At 58.5% G+C, this 14,779-nt stretch carries 10 protein-coding genes; 3 read left to right on the top strand and 7 right to left on the bottom strand.

Annotated features, from left to right (window positions below):
- Positions 1-81 precede the first annotated feature (81 nt).
- The 6 genes from OC597_RS24075 to OC597_RS24050 form a co-directional block, all read right to left on the bottom strand.
- On the bottom strand, positions 82-1,392 hold the full coding sequence (locus OC597_RS24075; protein WP_261284404.1) for an MFS transporter: 1,311 nt from the start codon (positions 1,390-1,392) through the stop codon (positions 82-84).
- Between the two features lie 170 nt (positions 1,393-1,562).
- Complete coding sequence (locus OC597_RS24070) at positions 1,563-3,209, bottom strand: HAL/PAL/TAL family ammonia-lyase (protein ID WP_262210773.1); 1,647 nt, start codon at positions 3,207-3,209, stop codon at positions 1,563-1,565.
- A 51-nt stretch (positions 3,210-3,260) separates the two neighbouring features.
- A complete protein-coding gene (locus OC597_RS24065; protein WP_261255464.1) occupies positions 3,261-4,604 on the bottom strand; it encodes an MFS transporter in 1,344 nt (447 codons plus the stop codon).
- 2 nt (positions 4,605-4,606) lie between these two features.
- Entirely contained in the window at positions 4,607-6,259 is a 1,653-nt protein-coding gene (gene ertB, locus OC597_RS24060) for a thiourocanate hydratase (protein ID WP_262210770.1), read from the bottom strand.
- Positions 6,256-7,347: a thiohydantoin desulfurase gene (gene ertC, locus OC597_RS24055; RefSeq protein WP_261255458.1), complete on the bottom strand. Its 1,092-nt coding sequence runs from the start codon at positions 7,345-7,347 to the stop codon at positions 6,256-6,258. Before ertC ends, ertB begins: the two co-directional genes overlap by 4 nt.
- Before the next feature lie 214 nt (positions 7,348-7,561).
- Positions 7,562-8,458 (bottom strand): LysR family transcriptional regulator, encoded by an 897-nt coding sequence (locus OC597_RS24050; RefSeq protein WP_262210768.1) that lies wholly within the window; start codon positions 8,456-8,458, stop codon positions 7,562-7,564.
- Positions 8,459-8,634: 176 nt separating this feature from the next.
- Here OC597_RS24050 and ertD point away from each other — a divergent pair, with 176 nt between their 5' ends.
- A complete protein-coding gene (ertD, locus tag OC597_RS24045) occupies positions 8,635-10,014 on the top strand; it encodes a hydantoin-5-propionate amidohydrolase (protein ID WP_262210766.1) in 1,380 nt (459 codons plus the stop codon).
- Positions 10,011-11,261: an N-carbamyl-l-glutamate amidohydrolase ErtE gene (gene ertE / locus OC597_RS24040; protein ID WP_262210764.1), complete on the top strand. Its 1,251-nt coding sequence runs from the start codon at positions 10,011-10,013 to the stop codon at positions 11,259-11,261. Before ertD ends, ertE begins: the two co-directional genes overlap by 4 nt.
- 48 nt (positions 11,262-11,309) lie before the next feature.
- Here the strand turns inward: ertE and pckA are convergent, their stop codons facing one another.
- Entirely contained in the window at positions 11,310-12,929 is a 1,620-nt protein-coding gene (gene pckA / locus OC597_RS24035; protein WP_262210762.1) for a phosphoenolpyruvate carboxykinase (ATP), read from the bottom strand.
- Positions 12,930-13,418: 489 nt separating this feature from the next.
- Here pckA and OC597_RS24030 point away from each other — a divergent pair, with 489 nt between their 5' ends.
- On the top strand, positions 13,419-14,762 hold the full coding sequence (locus tag OC597_RS24030; RefSeq protein ID WP_261284410.1) for a 2-hydroxycarboxylate transporter family protein: 1,344 nt from the start codon (positions 13,419-13,421) through the stop codon (positions 14,760-14,762).
- Positions 14,763-14,779: the final 17 nt, after the last annotated feature.

Below are 14,779 nucleotides of genomic sequence, written 5' to 3'. Positions count from 1 at the left end.
CACAAAAGTTAACGTTAACATTTTATGGGTGTGATCAAAATCACCGAAGAGGAAAAGGGCGCACAGGGCGCCCGACAGGAATTAATGTTGGTTAAGCGAACGCAGATGATCGTCGCGCCGCAGGGTCATCAGTGCGAACAGGCTGACCACCGAGGTGGCCACCACGTAGTAGGCTGGGATATCGAGATTGCCGGTCTGTTTGATCAGGCCGGTGATGATTAACCCCGCTGAGCCGGAAAACACCGCATTGGACAGCGAATAGGCCAGCCCCAGGCCGGTATAACGCACCTGGGTGGGGAACATTTCTGCCAGCATTGCCGGGCCAGGCCCGGCCAGCAAGCCGACCACCGCCCCGGCGATCATCACCGCGATGCCTTTGGCCAGCAGTGAGCTTTGCGGGTCTTGCAGCAGGTGCAGCAGCGGGAAGGTAAACAGGATCACCGCCACTACTGCCGTCAACATTACCGTTTTGCGCCCCAGCTTATCGCTGAGCATACCGGCGGGCAGAATGGTCAGGGCGAAGCCGACGTTGGCCAGCACCGTGGCCACCAGCGCCTGCTGGAAGGTGGCGTGTAGCGAGGTTTGCAGGTAAGACGGCATCACCACCAGGAAGGTGTAACCGGCGGCGGACCAGCCCATCATGCGGCCAATGCCGAGAGCAATGGTTTTTGCTACGCCGCTCAGTTTCACCACCGGTGGCTGCGTGGTTGAGCCGCGGGTCTGCTGCGCCTGGGTAAAGGTCGGCGTTTCCTGCAGTTTCAGTCGCAACCACAGCGCCACCACCCCCATCGGCAACGCCAGCAGGAAGGGAATACGCCAGCCCCAGTCGTGCAACTGCTCCGGCGTCAATAGCGCGGCCAACAGAGCCACCAAGCCGGCACCGGCCAGCAGCCCGAACGCCACAGTCAGTGACTGCCATGCACCGAACAGGCCACGTTTGCCCTTGGGGGCAAATTCGGTCATCAGCGATACTGCACCACCAAACTCGCCGCCGGCAAACAATCCCTGAAACATGCGTAGCAGGGTCAACAGCAGCGGGGCGGCGACGCCGATAGAGGCATAGGTCGGCATTACGCCGATTAACGCGGTAGCCACCGTCATCAGCAGCAATACGGCGATCAACGTCGGTCGACGGCCAATGCGGTCGCCGATGCGGCCGAAAATTACTGCCCCGATCGGGCGGCAGAAAAAGGCCAGCGCAAAGGCGGCATAGGTGAGGATCAGACTGGTGATTTCACTTTCACCCTGCAGGGTGAAAAAATTGGCGGCGATCACGGTCGCGAGAAAACCGTACACGCCGAATTCATACCATTCGATAAAGTTGCCAACCGATCCGGCCAGCAACGCCTGACGCGACTGGCGTGCGTCAATAACCGTCGTTTGTGTGCTCATCCCCATTCCCGTGCGTTTGAATTATTGTCAGTCAGTTCTAAATTCTTATGACAAAACAATCAATTATTTTCAGCGGGAACTGTGAGTGGGGGCTTTAGCTTCAGTACCTATCCCTTCACCCTAACCCTCTCCCAAAGGAGAGGGGACAATATCGCCAGTATTAGGGGTAATTACCGGCCGTACTGGCGCAGCACCTGCTCTGCGGCGGCGAAGTCGGGAGCCAGCGAGCGATCGGTTTCGATAAACGGCACCTGTTTGCGTACCGCCGCGTAGAGTGCGGCCGTGGGGGCAGAAAGCGTAAAGCCATTATGCCGCTGCTGGCGCAGATCCACCGCCTGGGCGTCGTGCACCAGCAGGATGCCCAACAGTTGATAAGCGTTATCCACCTGCTGCTGAACGCGCTCAACCACCGTCGGGGCATTGGTGGCGATGTCTTCGATATCGCCGGCGACCGGGAAGTAATCGAGCGAAACCGGCATCGCCAGCTCTTTATTGCGCATTGCCAGCATCATCACCGGTTTTTCCATCGCGCCAAAGGCGTGCACAGTGTGGTCGGTGCCGAGGAAGCGGGTCAGGCCGGTAAACGCCGGGTTATTCAGTTTGACCACCTGTTGGGCGCTGGTCAGCGAATTGTGCGCCATTGCCAGTCCCAACTGCTCAAAGGCCAGTACCCAGGGTAGTGGCTCAAAGTTAGCGCTTGGCAGCACCGCGCCCTGCAGGTCCCCTTGGCTGACGTAACCGATTGCTTCCTGTGGGCGCTGTGATGGCGCCGTGACGTCCAGCGCGACTCCCGGATTGTCTTCAGAGCTGTTTAATTGCACCAGCAACTGGTCGTAAGCCTGCTGGTAGCTGAGCTGAAGTTCCGCCAGCAGATAGACGCCGGAGCGGAAGCTGAGCGGATCCTGCAATGGGCGGTTGTCGTCGTGCTGCCACAGGCTGGAGCCAGCCAGCAGTTCACGCAAGTTCTTCCCCATGGCCGCCACTTCAGGATAGGGGCGCAGCGCCAGGGTATTGGCGAGGAATGGCGATACGTTACCGTTCAGCGCTTGTAGGCTGAGCGCATAGGTCAGGGTATTGACCTGCATCAGGTGGGCCAGCGAGTTCAGTGTCAGCGCGCCGCTGGCGGCGGAATAGGCATTAGAACTGAGGATCGTTAATGCGTCTTTGGCACAGGGGGTAATGGCCGGCGTTTGGCTATTTTTCAGCGCCGCGCTGGCGGCTATTTTGTTGCCCTGGTAATAGACCTCGCCTTCGCCGAGCATGGCCAACCCGACATGGCTGATCACCGTGATATCACCTTCACCTACCGAACCGTCCTTTGGGATCACCGGAGTGATACCTTTGTTGAGGAACGCGACATAGGCATCGACAATCGCCGGCTGAACGCCACCGCCACCGCTTAGCAGGGCATTGAGTCGAGTGACCATCGTGGCTCTCGCCACGCGGATGCTCATAGGCTCGCCGATACCGCCGGAGTGGGCATGCAGCAGGCCGACGTTAAATTGTTTCGATGCCTCTATCACTTCCTGCGTCAATTTGCCATGCACGTCGACCATCGGCCGGTCTTTGTTCAGTCCGACGCCGACCGTCAGCCCATAAATTTTCAAGCCGTTTTGCGCCGCCTCAAGCAACACCTGGTGTGCCCGCGTTACGCGGTTCATAGCGGCAGGAGAGACAATCACCGCTTCGCCATCGGCGACGTTGGCGATAATCTGCGGGGTAATGGAGTGGCCGTCGAGCGTGACAGTAGCCAACCCAAGCTGGCTATAACCGAGCGTCAGCGCGGCCAGCAGCGATAAAGCGAGTTTTCCAGGCATGATAAGTGAATCCTTATTATTGATTATTGTGATGTTGTTATTGCGTTGTGTTCAGGGCTGCCGCGCCGGATGGCGGGCGATAAAATACAGGGTGATCAGTGCCAGCAGGCTGGCGATCATTACGTACCAGGCCGGGGCAAAACGGGTGCCGGTATTCTGGGTCAGCCAGGTGAGGATCGCCGGGGCAAAGCCGCCGAACACTGTTACCGCCAGGTTGTAGGACACCGACATGCCGCTGGCTCGTACCTGGGTAGGGAACAGATCCGACAGTGCCGCAGGGGCCACGCCGACGAACAGCGACACCAGTATGCAAAACAGTGTCTGCACCAGGATTAGCATCGCGGTGGTGTGGTAGGCATCGAGCAACAACAACAGCGGGTAGCTGGCCACCAGCAACAGCAGCGCTCCGACCTGCAGGATTTTCAGGGTGCCGATACGGTCTGACCAGGCCCCGGCCGCCACGCAACACACCACCATAAAGCAGTTGCCGATCAGCGCCGCCAGAAACGCCTGGTGGCTCTCGAAGTGCATGACCCGCTGAACATAAATCGGCATGTAGATGATCAGTGCATAGATGCTTACCGCCCACAGGATCGACAGCCCGGTACCGAGCAGCACCGCACGGCGATGGGTGCGGAACAGCAAGCGCAGCGGCATTTCCGGCGTGCGGGGTTCCCGCTGCTGACGAGCCTGCTCTTCGGCGAACAGCGGCGTTTCTTCCAGCGTCTTACGCATCCACAGGCCAATCGGTGCGATCGACAGGCCGATGATGAACGGAATACGCCAGCCCCAGTCACCGATCTGCTCGTGGCTGAGCGTCAGCGTAACCGCGGTTGCCACCAGCGCGCCGAGGATATTGGAGATCCCCATGCTGGCCTGCAACCAGGAAGCGTATTGGCCTTTTTGATGCGCCGGGGCATGCTCGATCAAAAATGCCGCTGCGCCACCCACTTCGCCACCGGCGGAAAAGCCCTGCAGTACCCGGCCACACAGGATCAGCAGCGGCGCACCGATGCCGATAGCACTGTACGGCGGTGCAAAGGCAATGATTGCAGTGCCGACTGCCATGGTCATGATGGTGAGCGTCAGGGCCGCCTTGCGACCAACCCGGTCACCGTAAGCACCGATCACCAAAGCGCCGAGCGGGCGGATCACGAAGCCGAGCCCGAAGGCCAGAAAGGCCTCAAACAGCTGGGTGCCCGCATCGTTGGGATGGAAGAAGTTCTGTGCGATATACACCGCAAAGAAGGCGTACACCGAGAAGTCATACCATTCCAGCGCGTTGCCCACCGAGGCGGCGGCAATCGCCTTGCGGCCACTGCTTTTACGCGGCGTGGCGGCGGCATCGGCGACCAGCAGGGGGGCGGTGGGCGGAACCGTGCTTTTATTGATCATTATTACTCTCCGCGAGGCAGTGAGATGTACGGCAAGGACTTGTCAGCTATCTCATCCAGTGACTCCTGATAACCGGCATCGGCGTAACGCATCACGCCGGTAGTGGTGTCATTGGTCATCGACAGTTGCAGACGTTGTGCCGCCGCGTCACTGCCGTCGGCGATGGTAGTGACGCCGGAGCTGGTCATATAGCCGCTGTAACCGCCGCCACCGGAGTGGATCGCCACCAGGTCGGCCATTGAGGCGCAGTTGACCAATGCGTTGAGCAGTGGCCAGTCGGCGATCGCATCGGAGCCGTCCTTCATTTTTTCGGTCATGATATTCGGGTGGGTCATCGCCCCGGCATCGAGGTGATCGCGGGTAAAGGCGATGGGGCCGGACAGACGGCCGTCGGCCACCATGCGATTGACTTCCAGTGCCAGCTCGGTGCGTTCGCCGTGACCGAGCCAGGCGATGCGTGCCGGTAAGCCTTCAAAGGGCACATGCTGGCGCGCCAGGATGATCCAGTTGCTGACGATGCGGTTGTCGGCAAAGCGCTCGAGCAAGTAGTCATCGATGACCCGAATATCGTCGCTGTTGTTGGACAGGGCGATCCAGCGGAACGGGCCGATGGCGCGGCAGAACAGCGGCCGCAGAAAGGCTTCGGTGAAAATCGGGATCTCGAAGGCGCGCTCAACGCCGCCCTGATGAGCGTGGGTGCGGATCAGATTGCCGTTGTCGAACACCACCGCCCCGCGATCCATAAAGCCAATCATCGCCTGTACGTGCTGAACGATGGAACGGCGGCTGGCGTCCATCAGCGCATTGATATCTTCCTCGCGCTGTTTGGCCACCTGTTCCGGGCTGTAACCGGCGGGAACGTAGCCGTACACCAGATCGTGTGCGGCAGTCTGATCGGTGACGATGTCCGGGATCACGCCGCGCGCCAGGATGGCCGGGTAGACTTCGGCGGCGTTACCGAGCAGGGCGACCGAAAGGGCTTCTTTGCGCTGTTGCGCGGCGGCGATCATCATCAGCGCCTGGTCGAGATCGGCCGCCTGGTGTTGCAGAAAACCGTTTTTCAACCGTTTGTCGATGCTGGCCTGATTAACTTCGATGGTCAGGATCGCGGCGTTGGCCAGGGTGCCTGCCAGCGGCTGTGCGCCGCCCATGCCACCCAGCCCGGCGGTGAGGATAAAGCGTCCGCGTAGATCGTTGTCGAAATGGCGCTCGGCGATGCGCGAGAAGATTTCATAGGTACCCTGGATCACCCCCTGCGAACCGATATATTGCCAGTCACCGGCGGTCAGGCCGCCCCAGCAGATCAGGTTTTCTTTTTCCCAGCGGTAAAAGTTCTCCGCCTTCGCCCATTGGCCGACCATATTACAGTTGGCCATGATCACCAGCGGAGCGTTGGCGTGAGTTTGCAGCAGGCCAATTGGCTTGCCGGACTGTACCAGCAGGGTCTGGTCTTCACGCATGGTTTTTAATGCGTGAACAATGGCATCGTGTGACGGCCAGTCGCGTGCTGCGCGGCCCAGCGCGGCGTACACCACCAGTTCATCCGGGTTTTCACCGACCGCCAGCACGTTTTCCAGCAGGCGCAGCAGCGCTTCTTGTCGCCAGCCAAGGCAGCGCAGCGTGCTGCCCGAAGTCACTTCAAAGGTTCTTTTCATGCGGCATCTCCTGTAGGCAGGTAACTGCGCAGATCGATACCCAGGGTTTTCTCCACTGGGGGATAGACCGCCGGATCGGTGACCGACGACGAAAGGGGGAACTGTGAGTGATGCATATGGAAAATGACCACTTCCATGCCTGGCTTCAATTGCCCGGCGCTGATCGGGTTACCGGCGCTATCGAGTGTGGTGATCACGTCCGGGTAGCTGGCGATGCGCTCGCCGTGGGCGTCCTCGACCGCCATGTGTTCGTTCATGACGTGGATGCGGCGCAGGGCGTTACCCTGACCAATGGTCACAATGCCGACGTCAAACGCTTCTTCGGTATAGCGCAGACTGTTGGCGGCCACCACGCCGCTGCCAATAATCTGGCCACCGGTGTGACGACAGATGGCATCGACCACGCTATTACCCCGTGCCGCCAGGATGCTTTCACCCAATGAGAGCGCCAGGCTGATGCCTCCCAGCGCGGCGTGTTGGCGCACGTAGGCGGCCGGTATCGGGTTGCGGCAACTGGCGATAAATCCGCCGGACATGTCGGCCGCCTTGCGCAGCACCGGCGACACCTTGGCGGTGGCGCCTTTCACCACCAGCTCGATATAGGCGTTATTGGCGCGGTTACCGCCGACGGCGGCCTGGATCATCGGCTGCGGGCTGGAAGCCAGACCGAGGGAGCCCATATCGCCGGTTGGGTGGGCGCGCAGATCGCCGACCGCATCGACCACCTTGCAACCGAGTACGGCGGCAGGCAGCCAGCCGTTGAGGGTGCTGGACATGCCGTTCTGGCCGACTATCAGCCCGGCGATCGGCGCACCCAGTTCCTGCTGCACCAATTGCACCGCCTTGACGTAGTCGACGCCAAGCATCTGCCAGTCGGTCAGGCCGCCGGGGGCACCAATCGCCGCCGCGGTGGCTAGCCAGGCGTCATCGGCCAATTCGTCGAGGCTGACCAATTCCGGGCGACCTATGGTCACCGCCAGTCGCCCCAGTTCCAGGCCGTGGGCAACCCAGCCGCCGCCACCGCAGGCAAATACCGAACCGCCTTTTACCGCGGCCTCCACATCATTAAGTGTTAAAACACGCCCCATGGTCTTTGCTCCTGAAAGTATCAGTGAGATTGCGCTTGAATGAATAATCTATGAATAGTTGCGCTACCGGAATTCGATACTAGGGGGCGGTTAACTAAAATGTCGCATTACTTTTTATCACCTGTGTATAACAAAATGTTAACCCATGGGGCAGGTGAATGAGTTATGCCGCCATCACTCGGGAAAGCGGCAGGAAGGGAAGCGCTAAAAGGGTTTAGCGTGACCAGTGGATTTGCACCGACTCCAGGGTGGTGATAAACGCCTGGGCCAGGCGTGACAAGGGCTCGTACATGCCATGTACGATGCTGATGGGGGTTTTGGCGGTGGGTTCTATCGGCCGGAAAACCACTTTGGTCCACACCGGGCCGTTGGCGGTAATCTCGTCGATCAGCGCGATGCCCACCCCGGCCTGCACCAGCGCACAGGCCACGTGGATCTGCTGTACCTCAACGGTAGGGCGCAGGATCATATTGGCGTCATCCAGCAGCTTGCGCACCAGTTGGCCGATAGGGATCTCGCTGCCGTAGCCGATAAACGGCTGGTCGATCAAATCTTCGATGCTAATCACATTTTTGGCGGTCAGCGGGTGAGTGGCGGGCAGTGCCACCACCAGTCGGTTTTCGTACAGTTGGCGTGAATGGACGTTGGGATGACCTTCATGCAGAAAGGCCACGCCCAGCTCGACCTGCTGCGTCAGTACCGCCTGCAGCAAGACGTCTGGGATCATGGTGTGCAGGATCACCCGAGCTTCGGGCAACTGTGCATGGAACTTGGCGATGGCACAGGGGATCAGACCCTGGCCCAGGCTTGGGCTGCAGGCAATTCGCAGGTGGCCCATGCGGTTTTGGATCAGATCCTCTGCGACTTCGTTGACCCGCTGCACCCCCTGATACACCGAGTTGACCTCGACAAACAGATGACGAGCCTCCGGTGTCGGGTACAGGCGGCCCTTGATGCGTTCAAACAGCGTCAGGCCCAACCGCTGCTCGGTATAGGCAATCAACCGTGAGACCGCCGGTTGGGAAACATGCAGTAGCTTGGCGGCACCGCTGATCGAACCGGTCAGCATGATGGCGCGGAACACTTCGATTTGCTTGAGGTTTAAACGCACACACCCTCCACAATGGTTAACATTTTGTTATGCATGAGTGATAAACAAGCATAAGACAGAATAGACAGCCTCACCCTACACTGGCCTTGGCATCGGCACAACAGGCCGATTGATAAGCTGAGAAGCGTGCATTTTTATGCAGTTCTCGGGCGCATTGAAATAAGGGGTGAGGCGCTATGAATTTGAGTCAACGGCCAGAGCTGGTGGTCAAGGGCAACCTGGTGGATGCCGAGCGGGTGACGCCTGACGGCTGGCTGGCGATTGCCGGCGGTAAAATCATTGGCAACGGCTGCGGACAGGCACCTGAGGCTGCACAGGTGATCGACGCCCGCGGCAAGTGGATCCTGCCGGGGGTGATTGACGGTCAGGTGCACTCGGGCAGCCAGGCCAATCAGGAAGGCCTGGGTTGGGCATCGCGGGCGGCGGCGGCGGGGGGCATCACGGTGATGGTCGATATGCCCTATGACGACCCGGAACCGGTGGCAAGCCGTGCCCTGCTGGAGGCCAAAATTGCCGAGGTAGAGCGTGACTGCCATGTTGATGTGGCGCTGTTTGGCACCCTGAACCCCACCTACGGGTTTGACGCCGCTGCCGGGCTGATTGAAGGCGGGGTCTGCGCCTTCAAGTTCTCCACCTTTGAAGCCACACCGGGCCGCTTCCCACGGGTAGATGAAGACGACCTGATGCATGCTTTTCAGCTGATTGCGCCGACCGGGCTGGCCTGTGCGGTACACAACCAAATGCAGGAACTGACGCGCAAGAATATCCAACGGATGATCGAAGCGGGTGACACCGGCTGGGATGCCTTTATGCGCGCTCACACGCCGTTGATCGAGAATCTGGCGACGGCGCTGATCTATGAAATGGGGGCAGAAAGCGGCGCGCGATCCCACGCAGTACATGTTTCCACCTCACGCGGTTTCGAACTGTACCGGATGTATCAGCAAGCGGGCTATCCGGTCAGCATTGAGACTTGCGTGCAGTACCTGATGCTGAACCACGAGCAGCACACGCGTCAGTTTGGCGCCAAGACCAAGCACTACCCGCCGATCCGCCCGAAAGCGGAAACCGAACTGCTGTGGAGCCATATTGCGCAGGGCAACTGCACTTTTGTTTCTTCCGACCACGTCAGTTGGGGGCTGGAACGTAAAGGAGATGCCAACGTATTCAAAAATGCCTCTGGCGGACCGGGGCTGGAGACGCTATTACCGGCGCTGTGGACCGGCTGTGAACAGCATGGCATTGCGCCGACCACCGTAGCGCAACTGCTGTGCCGCAACCCGGCGCGCCATTTCCTGCTCGACGATCGTAAAGGCGGGTTCGATATCGGTATGGATGCTGACTTCGTTATTTTGAAGCCTGAGCATTACCGCTTCGATCCTGCCAACAGCCTGTCGGCGGTGAAGTGGAGCGCCTTTGAGGGCATGGAGTTCAGTGTGCGGGTGGAAACCACCTATTGTCGCGGTCAGGCGGTGTTTACCGATGGCCATATTGTCAATTCGCCGGGGACGGGCCAGTTTTTGCGCCCACATGCCGCGAAAGGAGAAGGTCAATGACCGAATTAATCAATAGCGAGCGTTTGTGGGCCAGGGTCAATCACCTGGCGCAAATGACACTGCCGGAGGTGCCCTGGACGCGCCGCGCCTTTACGCCGCTGTTCAGCGAGGCGCGAGTTTGGCTGGCAGAACAAATGAAACAGGCCGGGCTGACGGTGACGGTGGACGAGGGCGGCAATCTGATTGGTCGCCGCGCAGGCTTGCGCAAAGATTTGGCGCCGATCGTCACCGGTTCGCATTGCGATACCGTGGTTGGCGGCGGCCGCTATGACGGGATTATCGGCGTACTGGCGGGCATTGAGATCGCCCACTGCCTGCACCAGCAGGCGATAACTTTGCAGCACCCGTTTGAGGTGATCGATTTTTTGTCCGAGGAGCCGAGTGATTACGGGATTTCCTGCGTGGGCAGCCGGGCGCTAAGTGGTGAACTGGACAGCGGTATGCTGGCGGCGAAGAACGCGCAGGGGGAAACGCTGGCGGCGGCGATGACGCGAATTGGCGCTCAGCCGGAAAAACTGACCCAGCCGCTGCGCTTGCCTGATGGCACCGCCGCTTATGTTGAGCTGCACATCGAACAGGGACCGGTGCTGGAGCGCCAGCAATTGCCGATTGGCGTGGTGACGCACATTGTCGGTATTCGCCGGGTCTTGGTGACGGTGATTGGCCAGCCGGATCACTCCGGGACTACGCCAATGGATATTCGTCGTGATGCGCTGGTGGGAGCGGCACAGGTGATCGAACAGGCGCATGCGGCAGCCTCGCAGCAGAGCGGTAATCCGCACTATGTGGTGGCGACCGTGGGCCGTATTGCCATGACGCCCAACGTGCCTAATGCGGTGCCGGGCCGGGTGGAGCTGATGCTTGAGGTGCGTAGCGACAGTCAGCAGGTGTTGGATAGCTTCCCTGAATTACTGCTGGAAAGTTGTCAGCCACGTTTGCAGAGCCTGGGTTTGCAAGCGGAGTTGCAACATGTCAGCCGGGCACGGCCCACGGCCTGTGCGGAAACGGTGATGCAGGCGATCGACGGTGCTGCGCAGTCGCTTGGACTGGCCAGCCGTCGGCTACCGAGCGGTGCCGGACATGATGCGGTGTATATGGCAGCCACCGGGTCGGTGGGGATGGTGTTTATTCCCTGTCTGAACGGGCGCAGTCATTGCCCAGAGGAGTCGATTACCGAGCAACAGTTGGCCGATGGGGCCAGGGTGCTGGCGCTGGCGCTGCTCAATCTGGATACGCAACTGGCGTAAAAAAGGGGCCGATGGGCCCCTACAATTTAACCACCAGGCCTTGCAGTCTTAAAGCTTGGGACCGGCGCTGACCAGCTTTTCGCCGGCTGGCGTCACGGTGTATTTGGCGAAGTTATCGATAAAGCGTTGCGCCAGATCCTGCGCCTTCTCCTGCCACAAGGATTCGTCAGCGTAGGTTTTGCGCGGATCGAGGATAGAAGGATCAACCCCCGGCAGTGCCGTCGGGACCGCCAGACCAAAGATCGGCAGGGTGAAGGTCTCGGCGTGCTCAATCTCACCGTTTAAAATAGCGTCGATGATGCCACGTGTGTCCTTAATCGAAATACGTTTGCCGCTGCCGTTCCAGCCGGTGTTCACCAGATAGGCCTGCGCACCTGCCGCTTCCATGCGTTTCACCAGCACTTCGGCGTACTGCGTCGGATGCAGCGTCAGGAACGCGGCGCCGAAACAGGCGGAGAAGGTTGGGGTTGGCGTGGTGATACCGCGCTCGGTACCGGCCAGCTTGGCGGTAAAGCCAGACAGGAAGTGGTACTGGGTTTGTTCCGGCGTCAGGCGTGACACCGGCGGCAGCACCCCGAAGGCATCCGCAGTCAGGAAGATGATTTTCTTCGCGTGACCAGCTTTGGACACCGGTTTGACGATGTTTTCGATATGCTCAATCGGGTAGGAGACGCGGGTGTTTTCAGTCTTGCTGGCGTCATCGAAATCGATGCTGCCATCGGCCAGCACCTGCACGTTTTCCAACAGCGCGTCACAGCGGATCGCCTGATAGATCTCCGGCTCGGCCTGTTGCGACAGCTTGATGGTCTTGGCGTAGCAACCACCTTCAAAGTTGAACACGCCGTCATGATCCCAGCCGTGCTCGTCATCGCCGATCAACTGACGCTTGGGATCGGTGGAGAGGGTGGTTTTGCCGGTACCGGACAGGCCAAAGAACACCGCCACATCGCCCTGTTCGCCGACGTTGGCCGAACAGTGCATCGAGGCGATCCCCCGCAGCGGCAACAGGTAGTTCATGATTGAGAACAGGCCCTTCTTCATTTCGCCGCCGTACCAGGTCCCGCCGATCAACTGGATACGTTCGGTCAGGTTAAAGGCGACGAAGTTCTCTGAATGCAGCCCCTGCTGTTGCCAGTCCGGGTTGGTGCATTTGGCGCCGTTCATCACCACGAAGTCCGGTTCGAAATTCTGCAGTTCTTCATCCGTCGGGCGGATAAACATGTTTTTGACAAAGTGCGCCTGCCAGGCCACCTCGGTGATGAAACGCACCTTCAGGCGGGTGTCGGCATTGGCGCCGCAGAAGGCGTCCACCACAAACAGACGCTTGCCGGAAAGCTGGTTACCCACCAGGGTTTTCAGATGCTGCCACACTTGCGGCGACAGCGGTTGGTTGTCGTTTTTGCCGGTGCCGTTATCGGACCACCAGACGGTGTCGCGCGTGGTGTCGTCACGAACGATGTATTTATCTTTCGGTGAACGGCCGGTGAATTCGCCGGTATCGACGTTGACCGCACCAAGCTGGGTCAGCGTACCGCGCTCCAGTGCCGGCAGATCGGCACGGGTTTCCTCGGTAAACAGTTGCTCATAGCTTGGGTTATGGACGATTTCGGTCGCCTGATGGATGCCGTAACGGGCCAGCGTTTGTGGGGTAATCGCGATTGAAGACATATCCTACTTCCTTATTAGTGCTATGCCTGCCGGCTTTCAGAGTACCCTATTGTCGGCAACAACCTGAAAGCAGTGGGCATAGATTATTGCCTGTTTTCTGCACGGTGCCGCGTGCAGGGGCAGGCTCGGGTACAGCTGACCGGATTCAGCTAATTACCGCTCCGGTTCTCATTAATAAACGCACGGATTTTTACTTCCATCTATAGCATAGCAGCGAATTTACGCCTGATTATTTTAATTACAAAACGCTGACGATAATTAATTAAAACCAACATCAGTGGGGGCTCACAATATTGAATTAATAAGGCGTAATTTGATTACGTATTTTTATTTTTTATCATATCGTCTGGGCTGTCTACTATTTTTATCATTATAAAAAATCAAAGTTTCCATCGTGTCTATGATAATAATTTGTTTTAACTGTTTAAATTATTTCATATGTCGTTAGACGATCCGCTCCACACTGAACACTGGTCAGCAGGGTGAATAATGAAACAAATAAATGCAGAAATTACCTGTGAGAAAGAAGCGTTGCAGCCTGATCCATCAGGAGTAATTAACCAAATCCGGCAAATGAATATCGGTGCCGTGCCGGTGGCGTTGTTTATCACTATTTGTGCCATTGTTGCCGTTTCGGCTTATGCCAACTTCTTGCCAAAGAATATGATCGGTGGTCTGGCAGTGATTATGACGCTGGGTTTTGCACTGGCGCATTTAGGCAAAAGCATTCCGGTGCTGCGGGATATCGGCGGTCCGGCCATTCTGTGCCTGATGGTGCCTTCGGTGTTGGTCTACTTTAATTTCTTCCAGCCGAACGTGATGGGGACCGTCCATCTGCTGATGAAAGACGCCAACCTGCTGTACTTTGTTATCGCCAGTCTGGTGGTCGGCAGCATTCTCGGCATGAACCGGGTGATCCTGATCCAGGGCATGATCCGCATGTTCGTGCCGCTGGTGATCGGTACGGTGACCGCTGTAGCGACCGGGCTGCTGGTGGGCAAGCTGTTTGGCTTCACCTTTTACCATACCTTCTTCTTTATCATTGTACCGATTATCGGTGGCGGTATCGGTGAGGGCATATTGCCGCTGTCGTTGGCTTATTCTGCCATTCTGGGATCGACGCCTGACGTGTACGTGGCGCAACTGGCCCCGGCGGCGGTGCTGGGCAATATCTTCGCCATTGTGGCGGCAGGGGTATTGGCGCGTCTGGGGATGAAACGCAAGGCGCTGAGCGGTGACGGCATGTTGATCCGTTCGGCACAGGAAAATGCGGTGTTTGCCATCAAGGAAACCAACGGCAACGTCGATTTCCAACTGATGGGCGGTGGGCTGTTGGTGATCTGCGCCTTCTTTATCGTCGGCGGTCTGTTCGAACACATCGTGCATATTCCCGGCCCGGTGCTGATGATTCTGTTTGCGGTGCTGTGCAAATACTGCCGGGTGATCCCAGCTTCAATGGAAACTGGCGCGCACAGTTTTTATAAGTTTGTTTCAACCGCGCTGGTGTGGCCGCTGATGATTGGCCTGGGCATGCTGTATGTGCCGCTGGAAAGCGTAGTGGCGGTCTTCTCGGTAGGCTATGTGGTGGTTTGCGGTTCGGTGGTGTTGTCGATGGGGCTGGTGAGCTTTCTGATTGCGCCTTACCTGAAAATGTACCCGGTTGAAGCGGCGATCGTCACCTGCTGCCACAGTGGGTTAGGCGGGACCGGCGACGTGGCGATCCTCTCCGCCTCCAACCGTATGGGATTGATGCCGTTTGCGCAAATCGCCACGCGTATCGGCGGTGCGTCCACCGTCATTGGTGCCACGCTGTTGTTGGGTTGGATAATCTGAGTCCAGACTGAATGATA

Source organism: Serratia proteamaculans (assembly GCF_946227095.1).
GTDB lineage: Bacteria > Pseudomonadota > Gammaproteobacteria > Enterobacterales > Enterobacteriaceae > Serratia > Serratia proteamaculans_E.
The sequence above is the reverse complement of the archived record's forward strand: the minus strand, read 5'-3'. Positions and strand labels throughout refer to the sequence as shown.

Excerpts from the sequence above, each read along its gene's own strand:
- OC597_RS24075 (WP_261284404.1), bottom strand. The coding sequence starts at position 1,392 with ATGAGCACACAAACGACGGTTATTGACGCACGCCAGTCGCGTCAGGCG.
- OC597_RS24070 (WP_262210773.1), bottom strand. The coding sequence starts at position 3,209 with ATGCCTGGAAAACTCGCTTTATCGCTGCTGGCCGCGCTGACGCTCGGT.
- OC597_RS24065 (WP_261255464.1), bottom strand. The coding sequence starts at position 4,604 with ATGATCAATAAAAGCACGGTTCCGCCCACCGCCCCCCTGCTGGTCGCC.
- ertB (WP_262210770.1), bottom strand. The coding sequence starts at position 6,259 with ATGAAAAGAACCTTTGAAGTGACTTCGGGCAGCACGCTGCGCTGCCTT.
- ertC (WP_261255458.1), bottom strand. The coding sequence starts at position 7,347 with ATGGGGCGTGTTTTAACACTTAATGATGTGGAGGCCGCGGTAAAAGGC.
- ertD (WP_262210766.1), top strand. The coding sequence starts at position 8,635 with ATGAATTTGAGTCAACGGCCAGAGCTGGTGGTCAAGGGCAACCTGGTG.
- ertE (WP_262210764.1), top strand. The coding sequence starts at position 10,011 with ATGACCGAATTAATCAATAGCGAGCGTTTGTGGGCCAGGGTCAATCAC.
- pckA (WP_262210762.1), bottom strand. The coding sequence starts at position 12,929 with ATGTCTTCAATCGCGATTACCCCACAAACGCTGGCCCGTTACGGCATC.
- OC597_RS24030 (WP_261284410.1), top strand. The coding sequence starts at position 13,419 with ATGAAACAAATAAATGCAGAAATTACCTGTGAGAAAGAAGCGTTGCAG.